Here is a 26,400-nt window from a genome sequence, read left to right as displayed (position 1 = left end):
GGTATGCGCCGCGAGTACGAATGCGCGATCGGCGACCGCCAACCGTTATCACGGCCGCTGTGACAAACGCTTGACCGCGCGAAATGTACGAACCGGCAGACAGGGCTTGATGGGAATGGTCGCGCGACGTTCGACGGGAGGTTTGTCGAGGATGATGTCGGTGTTTTCACGAGGGGCGGCGGCACTCATGGTCGTCGGTTTGCTGCTCGCGGCCAGTCTGCCCGGCGTGGCCCGTGCGACCATCGCCAGTACCGCCAACAATCCACCGAGCGGCGACGCCGATCTCGTGGTGGTGATGAAATCCGAGCGCGAACTCTATCTCTACCGCCACGGTCTGATCATCGCCCAATACCCGATCGCGCTCGGCCTCGACCCGATCGGTGCCAAACGCAGGCGCGGCGACGACAAGACGCCGATCGGCGCCTACACGCTGGACTGGCGCAACCCGAACAGCGAGTTCCATCGCTCGATTCACATCTCCTACCCCGACCCTTCCGATCGCGCCCATGCCACCGCGCTCGGCGTCGCGCCCGGCAATAACATCATGATCCACGGCCAACCCGACTACGATGACCGCCCGCGCACCGGCGACTGGACGCACGGCTGCATCGCGGTGTCCAACCGCGCGATCAATCAGATCTGGGCCCACGTACCGGTCGGCACCCCGATCCACATTTATCCGTGACGGAACACTCCCGGTCACAGCCGCGCCGGCCCGGCCAGCTGCCGGCCGAAAAAAAAGGGCAGCTCAAGACCGCGCGTTACCAGGAATGGGGCACACTGGTGCTGCGCATGACCGTGGTCGGGGTGCTGTATGCCGCGCTTGGGTCGAGCCAGGCCCTGCATGCCGTCTGGCTCAAGAGTCTGTGGTCGCTGCTGCCGCCGATTGCGTTCCTGGTCGCCGTCAGGGTCGAGTCCTGGCCGCCGACGCGACGTTTTCCCTATGGCTTCTACCGCGCCGGCAGCATTGCTTTTTTAACCTCCGGCCTGGCGCTGACCTGCATGGGCGGCTATCTCGTCGTCGCCGGCGCGCGATCGCTGATCGCGCATCACCAGCCCAGCCTGCACACCATCGATGCCGTCGGCGGGCCGACCCACTGGACCGGCTGGTGGATTATCGCCGCGCTGGCCTACAGCGTGGCCGTGCCCTGGATCATCGGCCAACGCCGTCGCCAACTGGCGATCGAACTGCACGACAAGGGCCTGTATGCCGATGCCTCGATGGGCCGGGTGAACTGGCTGGCCGGCAGCGCTGCCATCATCGGCGTGCTCGGTATCGGGTTCGGGATCTGGTGGCTGGACTTCGCGGCCGCACTCGCGATCGGGCTCGATATCACCCGGCACGGCGTGCGCCATGTCTATACCGCGGTGTGTGACCTGATCGACGAAATCCCGCGGCGGATCGGCAGCCGCGAGCTCGACCCGCTCGGCGCGCGAATCCGCGACGACCTGCGCGCGCGCGACTGGGTTCGCGACGCGCGGGTGCGGCTGCGCGAGGAAGGCCGCCTGCTGACCGGTGTCGCGCTGATCTGCCCGCGCGAGGACACGGCCTCGCTGGCGCGCTTCGAGGCCGCGCGCGAGGCGATCGAGGCGATGGATTGGCGCCTGCTCGATTTTCAGCTCGTGCCGGTCTGCGATGCCACCTTCGAGCGCTATAGCATCGACGCCCGGGGAGATGCCCCGGGGCGATCTGGCCCCGCGCGGGCCCAGCCTGGCTGAATGCGAAACAATCGCCGCGACAAGACCCGGGCCGGGCCCCTGACCCTACCCGAACGGCTCGGTAACACATTGCTCGATGAAGCACGCCGCGCACCGGGCATCGAGCTTTGCGGCCTGATTGCCAGCGGAGGCGGCGCGACCGTGGTTCGCTATCCAATCGCCAATCGCGCCGCGCGCGCCGCCGATCGGTTCGACATGGACCCGGCCGACCAGATCGCCGCGTTCAAGCGCATGCGCGAACGCCGCGAAACCCTGATCGCCATCTATCACTCGCATCCGGTCGGCGAGGCCGAACCGTCGATTCACGACCAGCGCGGCCACAGCTATCCCGACGCCATGGCCGTGATCGTGGCGCCGGCGGCGCGCTCGGGCGACACGATCCGGGCCTGGGATCTGGCGAACGAGATGCCGCTCGAGCGGCCGATCGCGTGGACCGGCGGTCGCTGGCATTCGGCCGCCCGGGGACACAACCCGGCGCCGGGGCCTTGATACGGCGCCATCGTGGGCGCTCGAACACCGGCCGGAATGGCACGACAACCGCCCCCGGCGGGCGGATTTTTGTAGAATCGCAGGCTGGATCAACCGACGGCATTGTTCATGCGCCTTTCCGCTTTCGCCCTGGCCACCACCAAGGAGACGCCGGCCGACGCCGAGATCGTCTCTCATCAGCTGATGCTGCGCGCCGGCATGATCCGGCGGCTCGGCGCCGGCCTCTACAGCTGGTCGCCGCTGGGCATGCGGGTGCTGCGCCGGGTCGAGACCATCATCCGGGCCGAAATGGAAGCCATCGGCGCGCTGGAAATGCTCATGCCCGCGATCCAGCCCGCCGAACTCTGGCGTGAATCCGGCCGCTGGGACGCCATGGGCGGTCTGATGCTGCGCATGACCGACCGCGCCGAGCGCGAATACTGCTTCGGTCCCACGCACGAAGAAGTCATCACCGACTACGTCAAGCGCGATGTGCACAGCTACAAGCAGCTGCCGGTGACCTACTACCAGATTCAGACCAAGTTCCGCGACGAGATCCGCCCGCGCTTCGGCCTGATGCGGGCGCGCGAATTCATCATGAAGGATGCTTATTCCTTCCACATGGACGCCGCCGATCTGGCCCGCGAATACCGCGCCATGCGCGGCGCCTATCGTGCGATCCTGGACCGCATGGGGCTGGATTATCGCGTGGTGGCCGCGGACTCCGGCGACATCGGCGGCGCCAAGTCGGAGGAGTTCCACGTGCTGGCATTGTCCGGCGAGGATGAGCTGGCGGTCTCCACCGATGGCGCCTACGCCGCCAATATCGAGGCCGCGGCCACGGTCATGGCCGAGGGCGAGCGCGCAGCGCCCGGCGGCGAACTGAAAAAGATCGAGACACCGGGCGTCACCACGATCGCCGGCCTGGCCGAGCACATGGGCGTGCCGGAATCGGCGACCGCCAAATCGATCGTGGTGATGGGGGAATCGGGCGATCCGGTGCTGCTCATGCTGCGCGGCGATCACCGCCTGAACGAGATCAAGGCCGAAAACGTGCCCGGTATCGCCGCGCCGTTGACCATGGCAGATGAGGCGACCATCCGTGCGCATTTCGGGGCCGGTCCCGGCTCCATCGGGCCGGTGAACACCAACGTCGAGGTCATCGCCGACTTCGCCCTGGCGCATGCCACCGACCTGGTCGTGGGCGCGAACTACGACGGCGCCCACTTCACCCACTTCAACTGGGGCCGCGATCATCCCGAACCGCGCTTCGCCGACCTGCGCAACGTGGTCGCGGGTGATGCCAGCCCGACCGGCACCGGCACGCTCGAGGTCCTGCGCGGCATCGAGGTCGGTCACGTCTTCCAGCTCGGCGACAAGTACAGCCGAGCGCTGGATCTGACCGTGCTGGATGAATCCGGTAACGCGGTCGTGCCGGAAATGGGCTGCTACGGCTTTGGCGTCTCGCGCATCGTCGCGGCGGCGATCGAGCAGTGCCACGACGAGGCCGGCATCTGCTGGCCTCAGGCCATCGCCCCGTTCGATCTGGTGATCATTCCGATCAAGGCCGACAAGTCGGCCGCCGTGCGCGAGGCCTGCGAAACGCTCTACACCGAACTCAAGGCGGCCGGCGTGGACGTGGCCTACGATGATCGCGGCCTGCGCCCTGGCCCCATGTTCGCCGACGCCGAGCTGATCGGCATCCCGCATCGCATCGTGGTATCGGACCGCGGCCTGGAATCCGGCAAGCTGGAATACAAGGGCCGGCGCGACGCCGAATCCGGCGAGATCGAGCACGATGTCGCGGCCATCAAGGCGCGGGTCCAAAGTGTTTAGTCAGGGGTAGCCGGGCGTTTCATCGAAGCCGGCGTCGGCGAACGGCCATGAATGCGAAGCGGCCCGCAAACGAACGCGTAAGCAACGCGAAATGATCCGTCGCCGTGTCTTGTACTCGCATGCATCGACGTTTATTGGCGGACCGCTTTGCTCTTTGAGAGCGGTCGAAGTTTTTGAACGGGCATCGCGTCCGCACGTTATTTGCATTGCCACGATGGGGAGAAAAGGCCTCGGATACTTGATCGCCGGACAGACCACAGGGCGTCTGTCCGGCGCGATATGCCCGCCTTCGTTGTTTTGATTTGCGTCGTTCTGCGTTCATTTGCGGACTGATTTCGTGTTTGCCGGCCACCGTCCTGGCCGGCCTCGCGATTTTCAGCGCGCCAACCGCTTTCGGCGCGGCCGCGGTGCCGGCGCATATGCAGCCGGGTATGCGGTCCGCGCTGAAGAAGGCGGTGGCCGATTCCAGGGGCTTCAGGAATCGCTTCGATGCGGAAGTCTGGCTGGTGGACATGTCGCACCGGCTGGCTCCGCGCGTACCCAATGTCCAACGTCGGCTTAATTTGCTGCGCGACGTGCATGCGGCGGCCACCGCGGCCGGGCTATCGCCGCAACTGGTGCTGGCGCTGATTCAGGTCGAATCCGACTTCAAGCGCTTCGCGCTGTCCGCCGCCGGCGCCGAAGGCTTGATGCAGATCATGCCGTTCTGGCGGCACGCGATCGGCGCGCCGGACGATAACCTGTTCGATCGCGCGACCAATCTCCGCTATGGCTGCGCCATCCTGGCGTATTACCTGAAGCTCGAGCACGGCAATCTGACGCGGGCCCTGGCGCGCTACAACGGCAGCCTGGGCCAGCTCTGGTATCCACTGCGGGTCGAGAACGCGCTGAGCCGCAACTGGCGAATTCCGTGAGCGCGACTGGACGCCGGCCGCGCCGGGCGACAGCATGGATCTCCATCGGATTCGCAACGGCCAGGTCATGACCCGGGACATCCTCATCATCTACTACAGTCGCAACGGCGCGACCGAACAACTGGCCAACGAGGTCGCCCGCGGCGTCGCGCGCATCGACGGCATGGGCGCGCGCGTGCGCACGGTGCCGCCCGTCTCGCCCGCCACGCAAGCAACGACGCCCGATATCCCGACGTCCGGCGCGCCCTATGTCGACCCCGACGATCTGGAAGAATGCGCCGGCCTGATCCTCGGCTCGCCGACGCGTTTCGGCAACATGGCGGCCCCGCTCAAGCACTTCATCGATACGTTGTCCGGCCAGTGGCTGTCGGGCACGCTGGCCGGCAAGCCGGGCGCGGTGTTCACCTCCACCGGGAGCCTGCACGGCGGGCAGGAGACCACACTGATGTCGATGATGCTGCCGCTCCTCCACCACGGCATGCTGATCACCGGGCTGACCTATACCGCCGACGACCTGCTCGCCGAGACCGATTCCGGCGGCACGCCGTATGGCGCCAGCCACGTGGCCGGCATGCTGGGCGACAAGCCACTCACGGAGATCGAGAAACGACTCGCGCGCAATCTCGGCGCACGGGTGGCCGACGTCGCCCGGCGCTTGTCCCGCCCGGCGTGAGGGCTCAGCCGTAGCCCAGCGCCTGCTTGACGAAGGGAATCGTCAGCCGGCGGTGAGCGGCCAGCGAGGCGCGATCCAGAGTGTCGAGCATGGCCATCAGTTCCGGCACCCCGGCCTCGCCGTGCCGTATCAACCAGCGGGCGGTCGCCTCCGGCATATCCATGCCGCGCTGTTCGGCCCGTCGAATCAAAAGTTCGCGCTTGTCGTCGTCATCCAGCGCGCGGCAGACCACGACCCCGCCCCAGCCCAGCCGGCTGGCCAGATCGGGCAGGGCCAGCCCGAGTTCGCGCGGCACGGCCGAACCGGCGGCGAGCAGACGGCTGCCCCGCGATCGCAATTGATCGGACAGGCCCAGCAGTGCGATCTCGGCCTCGCGGTCGCCGGCGATGGCATCCACGTCGTCGACGCAGACACAGTCCATGTCGGCCAGCCCTTCAAGCAGCGAGCCGATCGGCTCACGGACCTGGGCCAGCGGCAGATAGACGCTGCGCCGCCCGGCGTCGCCGATCGCCCGGCAGGCCGCCTGCAGCAGATGGGTCTTGCCGCAGTTCGCCGGGCCGGCCACGAACAATCGCTCGCTGCGCCCGTCCACGACCTCGGCCACCGCGGCCTTGGCATCGGCGTTGGTGTGGCCGACGAAGGCCGACAATGTCGCCGAAGCCGGCAGCTGAACACCGAGAACGAGCTGTACGGACATACGAACCTGACATGGATGGATCGACGCCGCGCCCCCTGCGCGACGATGCGCTAGCATGCCGGTATGCCAAGCTGCGGGCAACCGCGCGGCTCGACAGTCCGGGCCAACGGGCGCTCATTCCTGAAGGTACAGGCGGCTGGCCCGCCAGCGTCGACCGGCATAGCGCACCATGACCGCGATGGTCGCGGCCGTGGGCAGGGCCAGCAACACGCCGATGAAGCCGAACAGCTGCCCACCGGCCAGCACGGCAAAGATGACCCAGACCGGATGCAGACCGATCGCCTCACCCAGCATGAGCGGCGTCAGCACCATCTGCTCCATGAGCTGGCCGATGCTGAACACCAGCGCCACCCAGATCAGCTGATAGGGGTCGCCGGTCTGCACCAGCATCGCCACGCTCGCCATGCACACGCCGGAGATGACGCCGACATAGGGCACGAAACTGATCAATCCGGCGCCCAGCCCGATCACCAGGGCCAGATCCAGTCCGGCCAGCCACAGGCCGACGATATAAATCGTGCCCAGCACCAGCATCACCAGCGCCTGGCCCCGCAGGAAATGGCCGAGCACGTCGTCGGTCTCGCGCGCGAGCTCGGTGATGGTGGCTTCGTAACGCCGCGGCAGCTGGGCACGAATGAACCCGGTCATGCGATCCCAGTCACGCAGCAGGTAGAACATGATCACGGGCACGAGCAACAGGTTGATCGCCCACGACAAAAGCGTCGTTCCGGACGAAAACGCTTTCTTGGCGATCGCTGAGGCAAAACCGCCAGCGCTGCCCCAGTTGTTGGCGATGAGTTGACGGATGGAATCCGCGTCGATCCCGCCGACCCCGGGAGCCACACGCCGGATCCAGGGGTTGAAGGCATGCTGTGCCCAGTCCAGATAGCGCGGCAGACTGCGAACGAGCGTATCGAACTGCGCCTGCAGAATCGGCAACAGCAGGAAGACCAGGAGCGCGAATAACAGAATCATGGCGGCGAACACCACGATCACGCCGAGCGTACGATTGAGCCGCAGTCGTTCCAGGCGATCCACGATCGGGTCGCAGACATAAGCCAGCCCGGCGCCGAGCACGAACGGCAGCAGCATGCCGTGCAACAGCACGACCACCAGAACGAGCCCCGCCACGCCGACCAGGGCGAGTGTGCGTCCACGCATTTCTGTCAGCTATCGCCTGCGGTCATGGGTGTCGGAGCGCAATCCCAGTCGTGCTCTTCGAAACGGTACAATACCATGCTGCTGCCGGAGTTCCGGCGTTTGGTTCACGCAACCGAGAAGGCCTGATCTTGAGCGATCGTCCCTCCCTGACCTACGCCGATGCCGGCGTGGATATCGATGCCGGCAACCGCCTGGTCGACGCCATCCGCGGCCCCGTGGAAGCCACCCGCCGCCCCGAGGTGATCGGCGGCCTGGGCGGCTTCGGCGGCCTGTTCGAACTGCCGGTCGATCGCTATCGCCGGCCGGTGCTGGTCTCGGGGACCGACGGCGTCGGCACCAAGCTGCGCCTGGCCATCGACCATGCGCGCTTCGAGGGTATCGGCATCGACCTGGTCGCGATGTGCGTCAACGACGTGCTGGTTGCCGGCGCGGAACCGCTGTTCTTTCTCGATTACTACGCCACCGCGCATCTCGACGCCGACGTGGCCGGCCCGGTCATCGCCAGTATCGCCGAAGGCTGTCGCCAGGCCGGCGCGGCGTTGATCGGCGGCGAAACCGCCGAGATGCCCGGCATGTACGGCGCGGGCGATTTCGATCTGGCCGGTTTTACCGTGGGCGTGGTCGAATACGATGCGCGCATCGATGGTTCGGCCATCGCGGAAAACGACGTGGTGCTGGGCCTGGCCTCCAGCGGCCCGCATTCCAACGGTTATTCCCTGGTGCGCCGGATCATCGAGACCAGCAGCGCCGATCTCATGGCGCCGATCGGCAGCCAGCACAGCCTGCTGGATGCACTGTTGGCGCCGACGCGCATTTATGTGGCAGCCGTGCGCGAGCTGCTGGCCCGGACTACCGTCCACGGCATGGCCCACGTCACCGGCGGCGGGCTGGCCGAAAACCTGGCCCGCGTCGTGCCCGGGGACAAGGCCGTGACCATCGAGGGCTCGGCCTGGCAACGGCCGGCCGTGTTCGACTGGCTCGCCGAGGCCGGCAACGTGGCGGCCGAGGAAATGGCGCGGACCTTCAACAACGGGATCGGCTACTGCATCGTGCTGCCGGCCGATCAGGCCGCGACGGCGCGCACGGTGCTGCAAGACGCCGGCGAGACCGTGTTCGAAATCGGCCACGTGCATGCCCGCGAAGATAACGAGCCCGCCGTGCGCATCGTTTGATGAGCGCGAGCGAACACAAACGCCCGGCCCGGCTGGTCGTGCTCATCTCAGGGCGCGGGCGCAACCTAGAAGCCATCATGCGGGCAATCGACGCCGGTGCGCTCGACGCCGAGATCGTGCTGGTTGCCAGCAACAAGGCACGCGCGCCGGGCCTGCAGACGGCGCGCCTCGCCGGCTTGCCCGCGGTCAGCATCTCGCCGCGCCATTTCCCGGATCGGGAAAGCTATGACGCGGCGCTGGCGCACCGGATCGCCGCGGAGAAGCCCGACTGGATCGTGCTGGCCGGCTTCATGCGGGTGCTGAGCGATACCTTCGTCGAACGCTTTGCCGGGCGCATCGTCAACATCCATCCGTCGCTGCTGCCCCGATACAAGGGCCTGCACACGCACGAGCGCGCCCTGGCCGCGGGCGATCGCGACCATGGCGCCAGCGTGCATTTCGTCACCCCCACGCTGGACGACGGCCCGGTGATCCGCCAGGGCCGCATCACCATTCGCCCGGGCGACACCGCCGACATGCTGGCCGACCGCATCATGGATCGCATCGAACAGCGCCTTTACGCCGCCGCACTCGACGATCTCATCTCGGGGCGGGTGGTCTGGCGCACCGACGGCATCCATCGCGACGGTCGCCTGCAATCCGAGCCGCCGATCATCGACTACGACGAGGATACCCCCGGCCCATGAAGATTACGGCACATCTGACAACCGTTCTGCTCGCGGGGCTGAGCCTCGCCGTCGTCAGCCCCGCCACACTGGCCTCGCCCACGGATGCCTTCAGCGCAGTCTATAGCGTGCGCAAATCCGGGCTGCCGCTGGGCGATGCCCATTTCAGCCTGAAGCCGGGCCAGCAGAACGGCTGTTTCGTCTATACCGGCCATGCCAAACCCAACGCGCTGGTCCGCATGTTCCTGGGCGACATCGACGACGAGACCCGCTTCTGTATCGTCGACGGCAAGGTCCAGCCCCGGTATTTCCGTCATCACGTCGAGGGCAAGCCGGGCCATAGCTACACCCTGAAGTTCGACTGGTCGGCCATGACCGTTCAGTATCGGAACGGGAAGGGCGACGGCCAGACCTACGCGCTCAAGCCCGGCACGCAGGACCCGATGTCATTGCAGATCGCGGCCCGCCGCTGGCTGGCCTCGACCCGGCCCGGCAACACGCTGCCCACGGGACACCGCTTCATCCTCGCCGACGACGACGGCTTGCAGACCTACAAGGTGCATGTGAGCGACGCGGGCAACCTGAAGACACCCGGGGGTCTCTTCGATACCGTCAAACTGGCCCGCGACGGCCAGCATCATCACGCGCTGACCTTCTGGCTGGCGCGCAATGCGGATTGGATTCCCGTTCAGGTACGGCGTCTCGAGGACGGCAACACGCAGTATGTCCTGACGATGCAATCGCTGTCGCGCAGCGACACGACCGGCCACTGATCAGCGGTTTGGCCTGTTATCGACTGTGAGGCCCGACCGATGAAAATCAGTCCGCAAATAAACGCAGAATGAAGAGCACACGAACTCTTGCATTAGCGTTATTAACACGGCACAAAAATAGATGATTTTTCGGGTTAATAGCGCGAGTATGCGATCGCATGCTCGCCGCGGCCATCGGCCGCGAAGCCTTGAAAACAGCTGATGAAGTCAGCTGTTTTGATGCCGGATCAATAGTGGCGGACTATGCATCCCAGCGCCCGAAGCACGTTTTCGACTGACCATAACCGCTCAAGTCATCCGTTGGCCTTCATCAAAACGCTGCCGAGCAGGGATACAGCTCACGCAACGGCTTGACGACGCAATTTGCTCGCACAGCTGAAGCAGCACTGTCTTAATCTTTCTTCTTATTGGCGCTCATTCGTGTGCATTTGCGGACAAATGCCCTTTCTTACTCAGCCGACTGCGCGCAAGAAACGCCTTGGCCAACGGGTTCAGGCGCGCGGCAGGGTCACGCCGCGCTGGCCCTGGTACTTGCCGCCGCGGTCGGCGTAGGACGTTTCGCAGACTTCGTCCGATTCCAGGAACAGCATCTGTGCCACGCCTTCATTGGCGTAGATCTTCGCCGGCAGCGTCGTGGTGTTGGAGAACTCGAGCGTCACGTGGCCTTCCCACTCGGGCTCCAGCGGTGTGACATTGACGATGATGCCGCAGCGGGCATAGGTCGACTTGCCGAGGCAGATCGTGAGCACGCTGCGCGGGATGCGAAAGTACTCAACCGTCGAGGCCAGCGCGAACGAATTCGGCGGGATGATGCAGGTCTCGCCTTCGAAATCCACGAAGCCCCTCGAATCGAACGCCTTGGGATCGACCACCGCCGTGTTGATGTTGGTGAAGATCTTGAAGTGCGGCGAACAGCGCACGTCGTAGCCATAGCTGGACACGCCGTAGGAGACGATCTTCTCGCCGTCGCGCTCTCGCACCTGGCCGGGCTCGAAGGGCTCGATCATGCCTTCGCTCTCGGCCATGCGGCGGATCCACTTGTCGGACTTGATGCTCATTGACGATGCTCGGACGGCGCGATGCGGCGCATGGATGGAAACCATGCCGGGCTCGGGCAGCGGCGCGGGAGCGCTGTGCCGGCCTGAACCCGGTCGGCCGGGTAGTGTAGCCAGCCGCGCCCGGATGCGACAACGCCGCGCCCCGCCCCGGACAGACCGGCGGGCGGGCGCGGCGTGCCCGAACCGGCGACGGCACGCCGCCGGTCGCGCGCCTACTGCCGACAGCCCAGGGGAATCGTCGGGCTGGCGACACCGGCGGCTGCCGCCGCCAGGAAGCCGGCACTCTCGCACTGCATTTCAGCCGTGGTCGCCGCGCCTTCCTGCGGATCGACGCTGCCATTGGCCGTGCCCGCGGTCGGATCCAGGATCGTGCTGTGCGCACCGCTGGCAAAGCGCACCACGCTGTCGGCTGGCTGGCTGCCGGCCTGGAAAGGCACGCTTTCGGCGACCGAAGCCAGACCCATCGCCGCCACCAACGGATTGGTGCCCGACAACGGCCCGCCGACACAGACGGTATCCAGCGCCGGGGTATAGCCGGCGGTGACCGGACAGGCGCCGCTGGTCGCCGGCGTGAAGTCCGGACCGACGTTGGCCGGTACCGCGTTCGGCACCACCAGATCGGGCGGATTCACGCCGCCGTTGCCGCCCCCCACAACCTCGATCATATGCAACGGATGGCGCACCGCCACGGTTTTGGCGTAGTTGATCGGATCGCCGCCGTCGACGATGGTCTGGGCCAGGCGCAGGAAGTTTTGATAGGCCTCGCTGCCCGCACCGACACCGGCCGCCTTCAGCCCCGCCGCGATCTTCGGGCCGAACGCCGCCGAACCGCCCAGCAGGCGGATGACGCCACCGCCCGGGTTGGCGAGCGTCGCCGCGTCGAAGGCGCTCGCCGAGGTCACGCCCATCAGCGTCGACCCCACGATCGCGCCCAGCGAATGACCGAGGAACTGGCTCGGCTGCCCGTTGAGCTTGATCGCGGTTCCGCCCACGACGGTAATCGAGCTCTGCATGACGGTAGCGTTGAGATCGATCAGATCGGCCACCGCCTCGCGCAGGCTGTCGCGCGAGGTGATCGGGCTGGTCAGGCTGATGAAATTCGCCCCGGACGGATCGACCGCACCGTCGCCGTTGGCATCCAGGTTGAAGGTCCGCTCGTGACCGCTGATCGCCAGCGCGTTACCCGGCGCAAGCCCGTGCAGCGGCAGATCGATGGCTACGGTCACGAAACCGGCCGCGGCCAGCACGGGGGCCACCGCGAACATGTTGGTGCGATCGCCGGTAATGCCATGCTGGAAGATCACCACCGGCCAGCCGCCCGCGGGCGGCGTGCCGCCGCTCGGACTGTTGGCGTTCGGCACGGCCACCAGCACCGGTACCGATTGCACCGAGCGCACCTTGGGATACGGAAAGCAGCCCGTGGTGGAATCGCTGGCCGCCAGCACGCTGCACGGGATCGAGCCGCCGCTCGGCGTGCGCAGCGTCGCATGGCCCGGGGCGGCCTTGCCATCGGAAACCCAGTAAGTGGTCAGGGGCGCCGGCGGCGAGGTGCCGTCGTGCGCGGCGGCGGCGAGGTAGTACGACAGATCCACCGTCCCCTGGTAGATATTCGCGGTATCGGGCAGGCTGGCGTTGATATCACCGGTCGAAAGCTGACCGCCATGGCCGTCGGGCAGCGGCTGGACACGAATGCCGCCGTCGCTGCTGCCGTTCGGGTTGGGCGTCGGGTGCGCCGCGATATACCGCAATGACGCACCGATGCTCTGAGTGGTGAACTGCCAGGCCACGACGACATTGCTGGCGCTGGCGCCGGGCACGCTGTCGAGGATCGGGCGGATCTGCTGGCTGCGGATGGATTCCAGGGTGGCCTGCTGCGCCGCGCTGAAGTGGGCCGCCGGATTGGCATCGGAGCCGACCGCGCTGGCCGAGTCCGCGATCGCGAATTGATCGCTGGGCGCCACACGGCCGCCATTGGTGGTCTTGAGCTGGTCGGTGATGACCACGTAGTACGTGGTGGCCGGGTCCAGCGGCTTGAGCGGCCGAATCAGCAACCGCGTGTGGTCGACCACGTCGGGCGATTTCACCACGTCGAAGTCGGTGCCGGCCGCGAGTTCCGACCCGGTCGCCGCATCAATAACGCGTACGCTGCCATTATTGGCCGTGGCGACGTCGATATCCGCGCCGGAGAAATCGGCATACAGATTATCGGTGGTGGAGAACCCGTCCAGCTTGTTCGCGTCGGCGATCACCGGATTGGCACCGGTCGTATCCGGGATATTGAGCGTGCCATCGGCGCTCACGCCGGCCAGCAGGCCGGTGGTGTTGCTGGCATCGACGAACAGCAGATTGTTCGGAAACGGGATCACCGCATTCTGGGAAGCCGGCGCATACAGGCTGCGAGCCTCCGTGCCGGACGCGCTGGCCTGGCTGTTGTCGTCGCTACTGTTGCCGCCGCAGGCAGCCAGCGACGCCGCCATGGCGATGGCGATGGCGACACCCAGTGTCCAGTTCCGCTTCATGATTCCCCCAAGGATGCAAAGCGTTGCTCATCGCCGCCGCGTCTTGCAATCGGGCCGCGACCCGCGCTCTGAAATGCACAATGCGGGGCCCGGGAATCGCGCGACACTGCACCTTGGTCTGCCATGCGGCTATGCCGAAATGCCTTGCTTGGCGTATGTTGAGCAGCGAAATCCAAGCCTTCGGCTTCTCAATGCAAGTTCAACAGATTCGACAATTCGGCACGCCCGATGTCTTCGAGCCCGCCGATGTGGCGCTGCCCGCACCGGGGCCGGGCCAGATTCGCGTGCGCCAGATCGCCTCGAGCGTGAACCCGGTCGACACCAAGCTCCGCGCCGCCGGCCCGGCGATCGCACCCGCGCTACCGGCCGTGCTCGGCTGCGACGTGGCCGGTGAAGTCGACGCGGTGGGCGACCACGTGCGGCAGTTTGCCGTCGGCGATGCCGTCTATGGCTGCGCGGCCGGCCTGGTCGGTCGCGGCGGCGCCTACGGCGAGTACGTGGTGGTCGATGCCGAATTGATGGCATTCAAGCCGGCCGGGCTCGGCTGGCGCGAAACCGCGGCCCTGCCGCTGGTTACGATCACGGCGTGGGAAGCACTGGTCGATCGAACGCGCGTCGCGCCCGGCGATCATGTGCTCATCCACGGCGGTGCCGGCGGTGTCGGCCATATCGCGATCCAGATCGCCAAGGCCCAGGGGGCGCGCGTGGCGGCCACGGTCTCGAGCGCCGACAAGGCGGCCATCGCGCGCCGCTGCGGGGCCGACGAGACCATTCACTATCGCGAGGAATCGGTCGCTGAATACGTCGCGCGGCTGACCGGCGGCCGCGGCTTCGACGTGATCTTCGACGCCACCGGCGGCTCGGACATCGCCAAGTCGTTCGACGCGGTCCGCGTCAACGGCCAGGTGGCGACCATCGTGTCACAATACTCGGCCGATCTGACGCCGATGCACACCAAGAGCCTGACCCTGCATACGATCTTCATGCTCACGGCCATGCTCAACGGCGTGAATCCGGCGCACCACGGCGACATCCTCACCCGGGCGGGCGCGCTGGTGGCCGCGGGCCAGCTTGTGCCACTGCTCGACGAGCGCCGTTTCAACCTGGGCGATGTGGGCGCCGCGCACGCGCATCTGGAAGCGGGTGCTGCGATCGGCAAGGTGGTGATCGATATTGCCGACGAGGCGCGCGCCGCTGGTCCGGCAGCCTAGGTCTGTATTCGCGTGATTTTTCGTGCCGCACAAGGCGCGGCCACGGCCAGTCTGCCGGCATGCAGCCCGTGGCCGCAACGCGGCAATGGCGCGGAAAGTGCACCAAAACAAGCGGATGGATTCGCGTGGCCGGACCGTGCGTGCGGTCGCGCTGTCACTGCGCGAACCCCGCTTTTGCGCTATCGTCTGCCGCCCCGACGAATTCGGCACGGCCCCGCCGTCACGTGCCGATCGAATTCAGCCCCAACCCTGCGCCGATGTGATAAACGCTTCCGAGGTCTTCCACACCCTGGGTTTTGTCCTGGCCGGTCTTGCCGGCGGCTACAGCCTGATGGCACTGCTGGCGGCCTGTCTGGGCCCGAAGCAACGGCGCCGCACCGCAGCCCGTGGCGCGGCACCGCCGGTCACGCTGCTCAAGCCGCTGTGCGGCGCCGAGACCGAGCTCGAATCATCCCTGCGCTCATGCGTGGAACAGGATTACCCGGAATTCCAGATCGTGTTCGGTGTGCAGGACGAAACGGATCCGGCGCTTGCCGTGGCCCGGCGCATCCGTGCGGCCTATCCGGAGCACGACATCGACATCGTGCTCGATGCGCGTGAATGGGGCGCCAATCGCAAGGTCAGCAACCTGGTCAACATGATGACCGCGGCGCGCCACGAGCACCTCGTACTGGCTGACAGCGACATCCATGTCCGCCCCGACTACCTCCACCGTGTGACCGCGCCGCTCGCCGATTCGGACGTGGGCCTGGTGACCTGCCTTTATCGCGGCCGGCCGACCGCGGCGCGCTGGTCCCGTCTTGCGACACTTTTCATCGACGACTGGTTCATGCCGTCGGTACTCGTGGCCCGTCTGTTTGGAGTACAGGACTACGCGGCGGGCGCGACCCTGGCGCTGCGCCGCGAGGATCTCGCCCGGATCGGCGGCTTTGCCGCGCTGGCAGACCACCTGGCCGACGATCACCGGCTCGGGCAACAGATCCGCGCGCTCGGGCGCTCGATCGTCCTGTCGGACGTCGTGGTCGAAACCACGGTCGACGAACCCGGCCTGCGCGGCCTGCGCCGCCACGAAACGCGATGGATGCGCACGATCCGTCTGCTCGCACCGGTCAGTTACGGCTTTCTTTTCGTCAGTTGTACACTGCCCACGGCCTTGTGCGGCGTTATAATGACTTGCGCGCAGCCTATCTCTATCGTACTGCTGGGTGTGACAATCACTGCGGACGTGGCTTTGCACGGGGTTCAGAACCGTCGTGCCGGGCGCGCCGCGACCGACGGCCTATGGCTTTGGCCGTTGCGAGAGTTCCTGACGCTATACGACTGGCTCAACGGACTATCAAACCGTTCGATCCGCTGGCGAGGCTATACCTACCGGATCGGCTCCGACGGCTCCATGAAACCACAGTCAATGGATAAGCACTGATGAAAACGCTCTTCCTGCATCCGCCCTCCTTCGACGGCTTCGACGGCGGTGCCGGCGCACGCTACCAGGCCAAGCGCGAAATCAAGTCATTCTGGTACCCCACCTGGCTGGCCCAGCCGGCGGCCCTGGTCCCCGGCAGTCGGCTGATCGACGCGCCCGCGGACGGCCTGACCCTGGACGACGTGCTGCCGCTGGCGCACGAGTACGAACTGGTGATCATGCATACCAGTTCGCCGTCGTTCGCCACCGACGTGAAAGTCGCCGAAGCGTTCAAGCGCGAGAACCCCAAACTGCTGATCGGCATGGTCGGCGCCAAGGTCGCCGTGGACCCGGACGGCTCGCTGGGCGCGTCCACCGCCATCGACTTCGTGGGCCGCGAGGAATTCGACTACACCTGCAAGGAAGTCGCCGAAGGTCGGGACCTGTCCGGCGTTCTCGGGCTGACCTGGCGCGATGCCAACGGCGAGCACGTGCGTAATCCCGATCGGCCGATGATCGAGAACATGGACGAGCTGCCGTTCGTCTCCGAGGTCTACAAGCGCGATCTGACCATCGAGAACTACTTCATCGGTTATCTCGAACACCCGTACGTGTCGTTCTACACCGGGCGCGGTTGCCGTTCGAAATGCACCTTCTGCCTCTGGCCGCAGACGGTCGGCGGGCATCGTTACCGGGTGCGCAGCCCAGAGAACGTGGTCGCGGAAGTGGCCTATATCCAGCGCGAGATGCCGCACGTCAAGGAAATCTTCTTCGACGACGACACCTTCACCGACTTCAAGCCGCGGGTGGAGGAGATCGCCCGGGGGCTGGGCAAGCTCGGCGTCACCTGGTCGTGCAATGCCAAGGCCAATGTGCCGTACAAGACGCTCAAGATCATGAAGGAAAACGGCCTGCGGCTGCTGCTGGTGGGCTACGAGTCCGGCAACAACCAGATCCTGCATAACATCAAGAAGGGTCTGCGTACCGATATCGCCCGCGAGTTCACCAAGAACTGCCGCAAGCTCGGTATCACCATCCACGGCACCTTCATCCTGGGGCTGCCCGGCGAAACGCGCGAGACGATTCGCGAGACGATCGATTTCGCGCGGGAAATCAACCCGCACACCATTCAGGTGTCCCTGGCCGCGCCCTACCCGGGTACTCGGCTTTACGACGAGGCCATGGAAAACGGCTGGCTCGATGCCAGCGGCCCCGAGGCGCTGGTCAACGACGATGGCGTGCAGATCGCCCCGATCAGCTATCCGCACCTGGGCAAGGAGGAGATCTTCGAGTCGGTGGAAACCTTCTACAAGCGCTTCTACTTCCGGCCGGGCAAGATCGCCGAGCTCACCGCCGAAATGGTGCGCCATCCCAGCATGATCGGACGGCGGTTGCGCGAGGGCCGCGAATTCGCGCAGTTCCTGAGTCATCGTTGAGACCGACGCGGGGCGACCACGCCATGCCGGCCGAAACTCGGCCGCGATGAGCGCGCCATCGGGGCGCGTGATCGTCACGGCCGATGACTTTGGCCTGCATCCGGCGGTGAACGAGGCTGTCGCGCACGCCCACGATGCGGGCATCCTGAGCGCGGCCAGTCTCATGGTGGGCGCAGAAGCCGCGCCGGAGGCGGTGACGCTGGCGCATGCGCGGCCCGCGCTCGGCATCGGGCTGCACCTGGTGCTGACCGACGGCCGCGCCGTGCTGCCCCGGTCGGTCATTCCCGATCTGGTCGATGCCAATGGCCGTTTCCACGACGGCATGGCCAGCGCCGGCGCGCGCTTTTTCTTTCGGCCGCGTGTGCGGCGGCAGCTCGCCGCGGAAATCCGGGCGCAGTACGACGCATTCGCGGCCACCGGGCTGGTCCTCGATCATGTCAATGCACACAAGCATTTCCACGTGCACCCCACCATCCTCTCGCTGGCGCTGCGTATCGGCGGCGAGTATGGCCTGCGGGCCATGCGCTGGCCCTACGAGCCACGCCACGATGCCGGCGAGCCGGGCAACGGCGGCTGGCGTACGGCGGTCGAGACCACACTGATGGCACCCTGGTTGCGGCACATGCGGCGGCGCATGACCGCGTCCGGGGTGGCATCCAACGCCCGCCTGCTGGGCCTGCGGGCGACCGGCCACATGACCGAAGCGCGGGTTCTGGCGGCAATAGCCGCCGCGCATGGCGGCGCGCCAGCCGAAATCTACTGTCATCCGGCCAGTCGTGACCGGCTCACGCCGGCCATGGTCGACTACGACCACCGCGGCGAGTATGCCGCCCTGATCAGCCCCCGCGTGGTGCAGGCCATGCAACGGGCCGGTCTGCGACCGGCCCGGTTTGCCGAAATCGCCGACAGCGATCGGCTGAACGGCCCGGTGAACAACCCGACCTGAGGGGCCTTGCCACTCGATCCACCGTTGACGCCGTGATCTGGACCGCTACGCTCTCGGCTTTGCACGCGCCGGATTGGTTTACCGCCCGGCCCTGATGAGATGCGCCGATGGTTTTGAATGCTGACCCGTCCATACCTGTGACCGACGCGAGGCCCATGTGAAAAGACTCGCTTATGTCGTCGCCCTGGTCGGCGGTTTGCTTGTCATCGGTCTCATCGCCCATACCGGCTATCGCGCGGTACTCAACGCCCTGGCGATCGGCGGCTGGAACCTGCTCTGGCTTTTGCCCTACCACCTCTGCCCGATCGCACTGGACGCGCTGGGCTGGCGCCTGCTCATCGTGCGCCCCGATCCGTACCGGCGCGCCCGCTGGGGCGTACTCACCTGGATCGCACTGGTCCGCGAAGGGGTCAGCCGGTTACTGCCGGTGGCCAGCGTCGGCGGCGAACTCGCCGGTATCCGACTGCTCATCCTGCGCGGCGTGGACGGCGCCACCGCCACTGCGAGCGTGGTCGTGGAAGTCCTCACATCGCTGCTCAGTCAGTATCTGTTCACGGCCATCGGCGTCGCGCTTCTGATCATCCTGACCCAGTCGAACGAAACCACCACGCAGGTGCTCATCGGCATCGCGCTCACCTGCCCGGCGCCGATCATCGCACTACTCCTACTCGACAACGCCGGCATCTTCCAGCGGCTCGAACGTTTCGCCGAGCGCACGCTTGGCGGTCGCAGCCGGCTGACCCAGATGCTCAGCGGCGGCGCCACGCTGGACCAGGAAATCGAGAACGTCATCACACACCGGTGGCGTCTCGCCAAAGCGACCGTGTGGCAGCTCGTGGGCATGCTGAGCGGCAGCTTCGAAGTCTGGCTTGCATTGCACCTGCTCGGGCATCCGGTGGGCGTGGAAACCGCCGTGATTCTGGAATCCGTCACCCTGACCATTCGCCACCTGGCTTTCCTGGTTCCCGGCGGACTCGGTGTGCAGGAAGCCGGACTGATGGTGTTCGGGCAAATGCTCGGGCTGTCGAACGACGCCGCGCTGGCCCTGTCGTTGATCAAACGCGGACGTGAAATCGTGATCGGCATACCGATTCTGCTGTCCTGGCAGATCTATGAGGCACGCCAGCTGCGTTCCGGCCATAACGGCAACAGGCTCTAGTGTCCTGACGACAGGTCGGTTTACCCACAGATTTCACGGATTGCGCCGATTCAGAAAAGAGCGTCGGTCAGCGCTGAGCGCCCCTATCGCTTTGCGCCCGGCGCCGATAGACCGACCCGATCATCCTTGTGCTTCGGCTTGCGTCGGCGAATAAACACCATCGCCAGACATCGTGCCCCGGGGCGTGATGCGCCATGCACGCGCCAGGGCACGCCGGGCCTGCGCGCATCCACGGTCGTCGGGCGGCCCGGCGCTTTTACGCCGGGCTCGCGCCGGCTATGTGCTCTCGACCTTGATGTTCGGGAACTTGCTGGCGTAATCCTTTTTCTGCCGCGACAGCCGCGCGGTCGCGTTGCGGGCGATATCGAAATAAGCCGCGGCGATCTGGGAGTCCGGGGCCGCGACCACGGTCGGCTTGCCCGAATCCGCGTATTCGCGAATCGAGATATCCAGTGGCAATTCGCCCAGCAGATCGACGTCGTATTCATCGGCGAGGGTCTGGCCGCCGTGCTCGCCGAAGATGTGCTCCTCGTGGCCGCACTTGGAGCAGATATGCGTGCTCATGTTCTCGACGATGCCGAGCACGGGCACGCTCACCTTCTTGAACATCTCCACGCCCTTGCGCGCGTCGATCAGCGACAGATCCTGCGGCGTGGTGACCACCACCGCACCGGAGACCGGGATCTTCTGCGCGAGCGTGAGCTGGATGTCGCCGGTGCCCGGCGGCAGGTCGATGATCAGATAATCCAGATCACCCCAGGCGCTCTGAAACAGCATCTGTTGCAGCGCCGAGGTCACCATCGGCCCGCGCAGGATGGCCGGGCTTTCCTTGTCGATGAGATAGCCGATCGACATGGTCTTGAGCCCGTGGGCGGCGACCGGCTCGATCACGTTCTCGCCAGCAGCCTTGGCGCGGGTGTCGATGCCCATCAGGCGCGGCTGGCTGGGGCCGTAGATATCCGCATCCAGCAGGCCGACGTTGGCGCCGTCGGCGGCCAGCGCCAGCGCGAAGTTGGCGGCCACCGTGGACTTGCCGACGCCGCCCTTGGCCGAGGCCACGGCGATGATGTTGGCCACACCGTCGATGCGCTTGAGCTGCGACTGCACGGCCTTGGGGCTGATCGAGAAGCCAACGGTCACATCGGCCTGTTGCACATCGGCCAGCGCTTCGAGCTTCTCGCGCACGCGCTCGGCAAGCTCCTGACCGTAGCGGCCACAGGGGAAGCCGAGGTCCAGTTCAAGGGTTACCCGACCGGCCTCGACCGCCAGCGAGCGCACGGCGCGCGCGGTCATCAGGTCGGTATCGAGATAGGATTCGTGATATCGGGCCAGTTCGGCCTCGATGCTTTGGCGAAGGGAATCGCTCATGGGCGCACCGTGTGGTTGTGCGTGTAAATGGGCTGGCGCGAATGATAGCAACTCGGGGCGGCCCACGGGCGCGGTGTGGCATACTGGCGCGCTTTGAAAACTGACGATTTCGAGCACATCATGGCGCGCGATATTCTGGTCACCTCCGCCCTGCCCTATGCCAACGGCGCGACGCATCTGGGGCATATGCTGGAACACATCCAGACCGATATCTGGGTGCGCTTCCAGAAACTGCGCGGGCACAACTGCATCGCGGTCTGCGGCGATGATGCGCACGGCACGCCGATCATGCTCAAGGCGCGCGATCAGGGGATTTCGCCCGAGGCATTGATCGCCGGCGTCTCGGCCGAGCGCCAGCGCGATTTCGCCGATTTCATGGTGGTCTACGACAACTACCACACCACGCATTCGGACGAGAACCGCGAACTGTCGGCCGCGATCTACGACAAACTCGCCGCCGAGGGCCATATCGCCCGGCGCACGATCTCGCAGGCATTCGACCCCGAAGCCAAGATGTTTCTGCCGGATCGCTTCATCCGCGGCGATTGCCCGAACTGCGGCAGCCCCGATCAGTATGGCGATGCCTGCGAAGTCTGCGGCGCGACCTACCAGCCGACCGAGCTGGGCAATCCGGTGTCAGTGTTGTCGGGCGCCACACCGATCGAACGCGACTCGGAACATTATTTCTTCAAGCTGGCCGATTTCGAGGGCTTCCTGCGCGACTGGATGCGCGGCGACCGCCTGCAGGAATCCATGAGCCGTAAACTCGACGAATGGTTTGCCACCGGCCTGCGCGACTGGGACATCTCGCGCGATGCGCCCTATTTCGGCTTCAGGATTCCGGGCACCGAAGACAAGTATTTCTATGTCTGGCTGGATGCGCCGATCGGTTACATGGCCGCGTTCCAGAATCTGGTGACTAAACGGGCCGACCCGGCGCTGACCTTCGATCGTTTCTGGGGCCGTGACTCGAAGGCCGAGCTGTATCACTTCATCGGCAAGGACATCGTCTATTTCCATGCCCTGTTCTGGCCGGCGATGCTGGAAGGCGCCGGCTATCGCACCCCCGACGCGATTCATGCGCACGGCTTCGTCACCGTCAACGGCGAGAAGATGTCCAAGTCCCGTGGCACCTTCATCAAGGCGCGCACCTGGCTGGACCATATCAATCCGGAATTCCTGCGCTACTACTTCGCCGCCAAGCTGACACACCGGGTCGAGGATCTGGACCTGAACTTCGAGGATTTCCTGGCCCGGATCAATTCCGATCTGGTCGGCAAGTACGTCAATATCGCCAGCCGCTGTGCGAATTTCATCGGCAAGCGCTTCGACGGCAAACTCGCCGCCGAACTCGACCGGCCGGCACTGGTCGAGCACTTCGCCGCGGCCGGCGAGGAAATCGCCGATCACTTCGAATCGCGTCGCTATGCCCAGGGCATTCGCCAGATCATGGCGCTGGCCGACGAAGCCAATGCCTATGTCGCCGAGCGCGCGCCCTGGCAGGTCGCCAAGGAAGACGGCCGCGCCGCCGAACTCCAGCAGATCTGCACCACTGCGCTGAATCTGTTCCGCCAGCTCACGATCTACTTGAAGCCCGTGCTGCCGGCCACCGCCGAGCGCGCCGAGGCCTTCCTGCAGATCGAACCGCTGGCCTGGGCCGACCTGAATACGCCGCTGCTCGATCACGAGATCGCCAAGTTCAAGCCGCTACTGCGCCGCGTCGAGCAGCCGGCGATCGACAAGATGATCGAGGCGAGCAAGGAAGATCTGGAAGCCGCCGCGGCGCCGGCCCAGGCCGAACCGGAACAAGCGAAGGAAGAAAAGAAACAGACCAAGGATGCCCCGAAGCCTGTTGAAGACGACGGCATGATCGGCATCGACGATTTCGCCAGGGTCGACCTGCGCGTCGCCCGGGTCGAGTCGGCCGATCATGTCGAGGGCGCGGACAAGCTGCTGTGCCTGCAGCTCGACGTGGGCGAACTCGGCAAACGCCAGGTATTTGCCGGCATCAAGTCCGCCTACGACCCGAGCGCGCTGGAAGGCCGGCTGGTGGCGCTGGTCGCCAACCTGGCGCCGCGCAAGATGCGCTTCGGCGTCTCCGAGGGCATGGTACTTGCCGCCGGCGACTCGCCGCACGTGCTCTCGCCGGACGAGGGCGCCAAGCCGGGGGACAAGATCAAGTAGACCAGGGTTGAATCAGCACGCTCAAACGCGCATTCTATAAACTGATAGAAGAAGTGACCGCGCCGTTCGTCTCTGATTCAAGCGCACTTCGGTGCCACGAGCGGTTAGCGGTCCATTTTTATGTCTGATCAATACGCGGTTCTACTTGATGGCGGCTTCGTCATCAAAAAGCTTCACAAGACGCTTCGACGCTTTCCTGCCGCTTCTGATATTGAAGCGGCTTGCTATCGGCTGTGTAATCATCCACTGCTTGCAGATCGAACGCTTCTGCGAATTTACTTCTATCATGCGCCGCCAGCACAGGATCGCTTGCTGAACCCCATTAGTCGTGAAAGCCTCGATCTGTCCCGCACGGAGGTATCGCGCCAGCATCGAAGCTTGCTCGATCGTCTCGAGATGCTGCCGAACTTTGCGCTTCGGATGGGCGAAACGGTTACGCACGATTGGAAAATCGGGAGCTCGGCAATGCGCTCGCTGACCCGAGGCGAACCACGCACGCTACAAGCTAACGATCTCGTACCCAATACTTCACAGAAAGGCGTGGATCTGCGTATTGGTCTAGATATCGCACGCCTTTCTCTCAGACGCTTCGTGGACACGATCGTTGTATCTACCGGTGATAGCGATCTTGTGCCAGCATTTCGATTTGCCCGTCGCGAAGGAATTCGAATTTATCTCGATCATATGGACCACAACGTGCGTCGAGAGTTGAAAGCCGATACCGACGCAGTCTTGGACGTACCCATCGCGACTCCATGACCGACGCTTCAGTCGACGCCATTGATGCCCTGTTGCCTCAGACCCAGTGCCGGCGCTGTGGCTACGACGGCTGTCGGCCATATGCGGAGGCGATCGCGGCGGGCGAGACGGATATCAATCGCTGCCCGCCGGGCGGGGCGGCCACCATCGACAATCTGGCCGAGCTGACCGGCATCGACCCCAAGCCGCTCGATCCGGAATGCGGCGATGCCAGCGTGGCCAAGGTGGCCTTCATCCGCGAGGACGAATGCATCGGCTGTACGCGCTGCATCCAGGCCTGCCCCACGGATGCCATCATCGGTGCGGCCAAACAGATGCATACCGTGATCGAGGCCGACTGTACCGGCTGCGAACTGTGCGTACCGGCCTGCCCGGTCGACTGCATCGACATGCCGGAATCCACGCCCAAAACCGGCCAGCCGCTGTGGCCGCCGCAGCGCCCGATCGACGCCGAGCGCGCAGCCCGCGCCCGGCGTCTGTTCGAAGCACGCCAGAAACGGCTCAACCGCCGCACCACGCGCAAGCGCCGGGCGAACCGTCACGAAGCAACCCACGACGCCCGCGAGGATGCCGCCGCCACGGCCGAGGCCAAGAAATCGACCATCGCCGATGCCATCGCCCGCGCCAAGGCCAAACGCGAAAAACGTAGCGGATGACAAACCACGAGATCGGTTGCCGAGCCTGTCATCCACAGATTACGCAGATGACACAGATCATTGGGCGGCAAACTCGGACCGAAGCGGGTTTGCACTGGGTCAAGGCAAGCGCCTGTCGGCGAGGGAGGCTCTGAAACCGGAGTCATGTGTCTTGCACTCTGTGTCATCCGTGTAATCTGCGGATGAACGAAAGAACGCCCTCGATAGTCGATCGAAGCCCATTGAATGAACAAACAGAAACGCACCGAGATATTCGAACGGCTCAAGGCCGCCAACCCGGCGCCAAAAACCGAGCTGGAATACAGCTCCACATTCGAGTTGCTGATCGCGGTGATGCTGTCGGCCCAGGCGACCGACGTCGGCGTGAACAAGGCCACGCGAAAATTGTTCCCGGTCGCCAATACACCGCAGGCGATCCTCGATCTGGGCGAGGACGGCCTGAAGCGTTACATCAATACCATCGGCCTTTACAACAGCAAGGCCGCCAACGTGATCAAGACCTGCCGCGCCCTGCTCGATGAGCACGACGGCAAAGTGCCGGCGACCCGAGCCGAACTGACCGCCCTGCCCGGCGTCGGCCGCAAGACCGCCAATGTCGTGCTCAATACGGCCTTCGGCCAGCCGGCGATGGCCGTGGACACGCACATCTTTCGCGTATCCAACCGGACCGGCATCGCGCCGGGCAAGACGGTACGCGAGGTCGAGGAGCGGCTGCTGCGGTGGGTGCCCCGGGCCTATCTGCAGGATGCGCACCACTGGCTGATCCTGCACGGGCGGTATGTCTGCAAGGCCCGCAAGCCTGCCTGCGACGCCTGCGTTATCGTCGACCTGTGCGAATACAAGCACAAGAACCTGCAAGGAGCCAGCGAATGAGTTCGTCACACCAGGCCGAAGCCTTCTCGCACCGCGGCACGCCGCGCATCTTCTGTATCGGGCGCAACTACGCCAAGCACATCGAGGAACTGAACAACACGCTGCCCGGTGCGGAATGCGTGATCTTCATGAAGCCGGCCTCCGCGCTGGTCGCGCCCGACGAGGCGGTCCGGCTGCCGGTCGGGCTCGGCGAGATCCACCACGAAGCCGAACTGGTGGTCGAGATCGGCCTGGGCGGCCGCGATATCCGCGCCGAGGCTGCGCGCGAGCATATCCACGGCGTCGGCCTCGGGCTCGATCTGACGCTGCGCGCCGAGCAGACGGAACTCAAGCACAGTGGGGAGCCGTGGGAGCGCGCCAAGGCCTTCGACGCCAGCGCCCCGCTGGGCCCGATGGTATCGCTTGGCGAAAACATGGATCTCGGCGATCTGCATTTCGAGCTGGCGGTGGACGGCGAAGTGCGCCAGTCCGGGCATACCGCGCACATGCTGGTGGGCATTGCCGACCTGATTGCGCTGGTCAGCCGGACCTGGGCGTTAATGCCGGGCGATCTCATCTTCACCGGCACGCCGGAGGGCGTCGGGGCGATCGAACCCGGTCAGCATCTCAAACTGTCGGGGCCGGGACTGGCCAGCGCGGCATGGACGCTGGCCTGACGCGCCCGCCGCGGCCTCATCGCCCGTACGTTCGCGCTTACCCCGGCGACAGGAAACGCGCTACCGCGCCCCAATAAGGCCCATGGCCCGCCGGC

Annotated in this window: 25 protein-coding genes; 19 read left to right on the top strand and 6 right to left on the bottom strand. The window is 65.5% G+C overall.

Going from position 1 to position 26,400, the window contains the following annotated elements; translation table 11 throughout:
* Nucleotides 1-48 precede the first annotated feature (48 nt).
* Nucleotides 49-189, bottom strand: a complete 141-nt coding sequence (locus ACS8Y6_RS07620) for a hypothetical protein (RefSeq protein WP_440850587.1) — start codon at nucleotides 187-189, stop codon at nucleotides 49-51.
* On the opposite strand from ACS8Y6_RS07620, the gene ACS8Y6_RS07615 reads away from it, so the two are divergent.
* The 6 genes from ACS8Y6_RS07615 (at nucleotide 188) to wrbA (ending at nucleotide 5,610) form a co-directional block, all read left to right on the top strand.
* The gene (locus tag ACS8Y6_RS07615; protein ID WP_440850588.1) at nucleotides 188-685 is read left to right on the top strand and encodes a L,D-transpeptidase family protein; all 498 of its coding nucleotides are present in this window, start codon (nucleotides 188-190) and stop codon (nucleotides 683-685) included. The genes ACS8Y6_RS07620 and ACS8Y6_RS07615 overlap by 2 nt on opposite strands.
* Nucleotides 682-1,719: a cation transporter gene (locus ACS8Y6_RS07610; RefSeq protein WP_440850589.1), complete on the top strand. Its 1,038-nt coding sequence runs from the start codon at nucleotides 682-684 to the stop codon at nucleotides 1,717-1,719. Before ACS8Y6_RS07615 ends, ACS8Y6_RS07610 begins: the two co-directional genes overlap by 4 nt.
* Nucleotides 1,720-2,208, top strand: coding sequence for a Mov34/MPN/PAD-1 family protein (locus ACS8Y6_RS07605; protein ID WP_440850590.1), 489 nt, complete (start codon nucleotides 1,720-1,722; stop codon nucleotides 2,206-2,208).
* A 108-nt stretch (nucleotides 2,209-2,316) separates the two neighbouring features.
* Complete coding sequence (locus tag ACS8Y6_RS07600) at nucleotides 2,317-4,023, top strand: proline--tRNA ligase (RefSeq protein ID WP_440855303.1); 1,707 nt, start codon at nucleotides 2,317-2,319, stop codon at nucleotides 4,021-4,023.
* Nucleotides 4,024-4,364: 341 nt separating this feature from the next.
* Nucleotides 4,365-4,937, top strand: coding sequence for a lytic transglycosylase domain-containing protein (locus ACS8Y6_RS07595; protein ID WP_440850592.1), 573 nt, complete (start codon nucleotides 4,365-4,367; stop codon nucleotides 4,935-4,937).
* Between the two features lie 34 nt (nucleotides 4,938-4,971).
* A complete protein-coding gene (wrbA, locus tag ACS8Y6_RS07590; RefSeq protein WP_440850593.1) occupies nucleotides 4,972-5,610 on the top strand; it encodes an NAD(P)H:quinone oxidoreductase in 639 nt (212 codons plus the stop codon).
* Nucleotides 5,611-5,614: 4 nt separating this feature from the next.
* Here wrbA and hda read toward each other — a convergent pair whose 3' ends face one another.
* On the bottom strand, nucleotides 5,615-6,307 hold the full coding sequence (hda, locus tag ACS8Y6_RS07585) for a DnaA regulatory inactivator Hda (RefSeq protein WP_440850594.1): 693 nt from the start codon (nucleotides 6,305-6,307) through the stop codon (nucleotides 5,615-5,617).
* Nucleotides 6,308-6,421: 114 nt separating this feature from the next.
* A complete protein-coding gene (locus tag ACS8Y6_RS07580; RefSeq protein WP_440850595.1) occupies nucleotides 6,422-7,468 on the bottom strand; it encodes an AI-2E family transporter in 1,047 nt (348 codons plus the stop codon).
* A 128-nt stretch (nucleotides 7,469-7,596) separates the two neighbouring features.
* Between ACS8Y6_RS07580 and purM the strand changes: the two genes are divergently transcribed.
* The 3 genes from purM to ACS8Y6_RS07565 are packed head-to-tail and all read left to right on the top strand — an operon-like array spanning nucleotide 7,597 to nucleotide 10,078.
* The gene (purM, locus tag ACS8Y6_RS07575) at nucleotides 7,597-8,640 is read left to right on the top strand and encodes a phosphoribosylformylglycinamidine cyclo-ligase (RefSeq protein ID WP_440850596.1); all 1,044 of its coding nucleotides are present in this window, start codon (nucleotides 7,597-7,599) and stop codon (nucleotides 8,638-8,640) included.
* Nucleotides 8,640-9,326 (top strand): phosphoribosylglycinamide formyltransferase, encoded by a 687-nt coding sequence (gene purN, locus ACS8Y6_RS07570; protein ID WP_440850597.1) that lies wholly within the window; start codon nucleotides 8,640-8,642, stop codon nucleotides 9,324-9,326. Before purM ends, purN begins: the two co-directional genes overlap by 1 nt.
* Complete coding sequence (locus ACS8Y6_RS07565; protein ID WP_440850598.1) at nucleotides 9,323-10,078, top strand: DUF3108 domain-containing protein; 756 nt, start codon at nucleotides 9,323-9,325, stop codon at nucleotides 10,076-10,078. The genes purN and ACS8Y6_RS07565 overlap by 4 nt, the downstream gene beginning before the upstream one ends.
* A gap of 491 nt (nucleotides 10,079-10,569) precedes the next feature.
* On the opposite strand, the gene dcd is transcribed toward ACS8Y6_RS07565, so the two are convergent.
* Both dcd and ACS8Y6_RS07555 read right to left on the bottom strand, forming a co-directional pair.
* Entirely contained in the window at nucleotides 10,570-11,136 is a 567-nt protein-coding gene (gene dcd / locus ACS8Y6_RS07560) for a dCTP deaminase (protein WP_109992255.1), read from the bottom strand.
* 212 nt (nucleotides 11,137-11,348) lie between these two features.
* The gene (locus tag ACS8Y6_RS07555; RefSeq protein WP_440855302.1) at nucleotides 11,349-13,655 is read right to left on the bottom strand and encodes a hypothetical protein; all 2,307 of its coding nucleotides are present in this window, start codon (nucleotides 13,653-13,655) and stop codon (nucleotides 11,349-11,351) included.
* A 191-nt stretch (nucleotides 13,656-13,846) separates the two neighbouring features.
* Between ACS8Y6_RS07555 and ACS8Y6_RS07550 the strand changes: the two genes are divergently transcribed.
* The 5 genes from ACS8Y6_RS07550 to ACS8Y6_RS07530 all read left to right on the top strand — a co-directional run bounded on the left by ACS8Y6_RS07550 (nucleotide 13,847) and on the right by ACS8Y6_RS07530 (nucleotide 19,809).
* Complete coding sequence (locus ACS8Y6_RS07550; RefSeq protein ID WP_440850600.1) at nucleotides 13,847-14,866, top strand: zinc-dependent alcohol dehydrogenase family protein; 1,020 nt, start codon at nucleotides 13,847-13,849, stop codon at nucleotides 14,864-14,866.
* Nucleotides 14,867-15,125: 259 nt separating this feature from the next.
* On the top strand, nucleotides 15,126-16,289 hold the full coding sequence (hpnI, locus tag ACS8Y6_RS07545; RefSeq protein WP_440850601.1) for a bacteriohopanetetrol glucosamine biosynthesis glycosyltransferase HpnI: 1,164 nt from the start codon (nucleotides 15,126-15,128) through the stop codon (nucleotides 16,287-16,289).
* The gene (gene hpnJ / locus ACS8Y6_RS07540) at nucleotides 16,289-17,704 is read left to right on the top strand and encodes a hopanoid biosynthesis associated radical SAM protein HpnJ (protein WP_440850602.1); all 1,416 of its coding nucleotides are present in this window, start codon (nucleotides 16,289-16,291) and stop codon (nucleotides 17,702-17,704) included. Before hpnI ends, hpnJ begins: the two co-directional genes overlap by 1 nt.
* Before the next feature lie 46 nt (nucleotides 17,705-17,750).
* The gene (gene hpnK / locus ACS8Y6_RS07535; protein WP_440850603.1) at nucleotides 17,751-18,650 is read left to right on the top strand and encodes a hopanoid biosynthesis-associated protein HpnK; all 900 of its coding nucleotides are present in this window, start codon (nucleotides 17,751-17,753) and stop codon (nucleotides 18,648-18,650) included.
* A 157-nt stretch (nucleotides 18,651-18,807) separates the two neighbouring features.
* Nucleotides 18,808-19,809: a lysylphosphatidylglycerol synthase domain-containing protein gene (locus ACS8Y6_RS07530; RefSeq protein WP_440850604.1), complete on the top strand. Its 1,002-nt coding sequence runs from the start codon at nucleotides 18,808-18,810 to the stop codon at nucleotides 19,807-19,809.
* A 276-nt stretch (nucleotides 19,810-20,085) separates the two neighbouring features.
* Here ACS8Y6_RS07530 and apbC read toward each other — a convergent pair whose 3' ends face one another.
* Nucleotides 20,086-21,177, bottom strand: coding sequence for an iron-sulfur cluster carrier protein ApbC (apbC, locus tag ACS8Y6_RS07525; protein ID WP_440850605.1), 1,092 nt, complete (start codon nucleotides 21,175-21,177; stop codon nucleotides 20,086-20,088).
* 120 nt (nucleotides 21,178-21,297) lie between these two features.
* On the opposite strand from apbC, the gene metG reads away from it, so the two are divergent.
* The 5 genes from metG to ACS8Y6_RS07500 all read left to right on the top strand — a co-directional run bounded on the left by metG (nucleotide 21,298) and on the right by ACS8Y6_RS07500 (nucleotide 26,305).
* Nucleotides 21,298-23,361, top strand: coding sequence for a methionine--tRNA ligase (gene metG, locus ACS8Y6_RS07520; protein WP_440850621.1), 2,064 nt, complete (start codon nucleotides 21,298-21,300; stop codon nucleotides 23,359-23,361).
* A 120-nt stretch (nucleotides 23,362-23,481) separates the two neighbouring features.
* Nucleotides 23,482-24,120: an NYN domain-containing protein gene (locus tag ACS8Y6_RS07515; protein WP_440850606.1), complete on the top strand. Its 639-nt coding sequence runs from the start codon at nucleotides 23,482-23,484 to the stop codon at nucleotides 24,118-24,120.
* Nucleotides 24,117-24,776, top strand: coding sequence for an electron transport complex subunit RsxB (rsxB, locus tag ACS8Y6_RS07510; RefSeq protein ID WP_440855301.1), 660 nt, complete (start codon nucleotides 24,117-24,119; stop codon nucleotides 24,774-24,776). The genes ACS8Y6_RS07515 and rsxB overlap by 4 nt, the downstream gene beginning before the upstream one ends.
* Nucleotides 24,777-25,001: 225 nt before the next feature.
* Nucleotides 25,002-25,649, top strand: coding sequence for an endonuclease III (gene nth, locus ACS8Y6_RS07505; RefSeq protein ID WP_440850608.1), 648 nt, complete (start codon nucleotides 25,002-25,004; stop codon nucleotides 25,647-25,649).
* Entirely contained in the window at nucleotides 25,646-26,305 is a 660-nt protein-coding gene (locus ACS8Y6_RS07500) for a fumarylacetoacetate hydrolase family protein (protein ID WP_440850609.1), read from the top strand. Before nth ends, ACS8Y6_RS07500 begins: the two co-directional genes overlap by 4 nt.
* The last annotated feature ends 95 nt before the right edge of the window (nucleotides 26,306-26,400 follow it).

It is taken from the genome of Salinisphaera sp. RV14 (assembly GCF_052044135.1).
Lineage (GTDB): Bacteria > Pseudomonadota > Gammaproteobacteria > Nevskiales > Salinisphaeraceae > Salinisphaera.
The sequence above is the reverse complement of the archived record's forward strand: the minus strand, read 5'-3'. Positions and strand labels throughout refer to the sequence as shown.

Excerpts from the sequence above, each read along its gene's own strand:
- ACS8Y6_RS07615 (WP_440850588.1), top strand. The coding sequence starts at position 188 with ATGGTCGTCGGTTTGCTGCTCGCGGCCAGTCTGCCCGGCGTGGCCCGT.
- ACS8Y6_RS07620 (WP_440850587.1), bottom strand. The coding sequence starts at position 189 with ATGAGTGCCGCCGCCCCTCGTGAAAACACCGACATCATCCTCGACAAA.
- ACS8Y6_RS07605 (WP_440850590.1), top strand. The coding sequence starts at position 1,720 with ATGCGAAACAATCGCCGCGACAAGACCCGGGCCGGGCCCCTGACCCTA.
- ACS8Y6_RS07600 (WP_440855303.1), top strand. The coding sequence starts at position 2,317 with ATGCGCCTTTCCGCTTTCGCCCTGGCCACCACCAAGGAGACGCCGGCC.
- wrbA (WP_440850593.1), top strand. The coding sequence starts at position 4,972 with ATGGATCTCCATCGGATTCGCAACGGCCAGGTCATGACCCGGGACATC.
- hda (WP_440850594.1), bottom strand. The coding sequence starts at position 6,307 with ATGTCCGTACAGCTCGTTCTCGGTGTTCAGCTGCCGGCTTCGGCGACA.
- ACS8Y6_RS07580 (WP_440850595.1), bottom strand. The coding sequence starts at position 7,468 with ATGCGTGGACGCACACTCGCCCTGGTCGGCGTGGCGGGGCTCGTTCTG.
- purN (WP_440850597.1), top strand. The coding sequence starts at position 8,640 with ATGAGCGCGAGCGAACACAAACGCCCGGCCCGGCTGGTCGTGCTCATC.
- ACS8Y6_RS07565 (WP_440850598.1), top strand. The coding sequence starts at position 9,323 with ATGAAGATTACGGCACATCTGACAACCGTTCTGCTCGCGGGGCTGAGC.
- dcd (WP_109992255.1), bottom strand. The coding sequence starts at position 11,136 with ATGAGCATCAAGTCCGACAAGTGGATCCGCCGCATGGCCGAGAGCGAA.
- ACS8Y6_RS07555 (WP_440855302.1), bottom strand. The coding sequence starts at position 13,655 with ATGAAGCGGAACTGGACACTGGGTGTCGCCATCGCCATCGCCATGGCG.
- ACS8Y6_RS07550 (WP_440850600.1), top strand. The coding sequence starts at position 13,847 with ATGCAAGTTCAACAGATTCGACAATTCGGCACGCCCGATGTCTTCGAG.
- hpnJ (WP_440850602.1), top strand. The coding sequence starts at position 16,289 with ATGAAAACGCTCTTCCTGCATCCGCCCTCCTTCGACGGCTTCGACGGC.
- hpnK (WP_440850603.1), top strand. The coding sequence starts at position 17,751 with ATGAGCGCGCCATCGGGGCGCGTGATCGTCACGGCCGATGACTTTGGC.
- apbC (WP_440850605.1), bottom strand. The coding sequence starts at position 21,177 with ATGAGCGATTCCCTTCGCCAAAGCATCGAGGCCGAACTGGCCCGATAT.
- metG (WP_440850621.1), top strand. The coding sequence starts at position 21,298 with ATGGCGCGCGATATTCTGGTCACCTCCGCCCTGCCCTATGCCAACGGC.
- ACS8Y6_RS07515 (WP_440850606.1), top strand. The coding sequence starts at position 23,482 with ATGTCTGATCAATACGCGGTTCTACTTGATGGCGGCTTCGTCATCAAA.
- rsxB (WP_440855301.1), top strand. The coding sequence starts at position 24,117 with ATGACCGACGCTTCAGTCGACGCCATTGATGCCCTGTTGCCTCAGACC.
- nth (WP_440850608.1), top strand. The coding sequence starts at position 25,002 with ATGAACAAACAGAAACGCACCGAGATATTCGAACGGCTCAAGGCCGCC.
- ACS8Y6_RS07500 (WP_440850609.1), top strand. The coding sequence starts at position 25,646 with ATGAGTTCGTCACACCAGGCCGAAGCCTTCTCGCACCGCGGCACGCCG.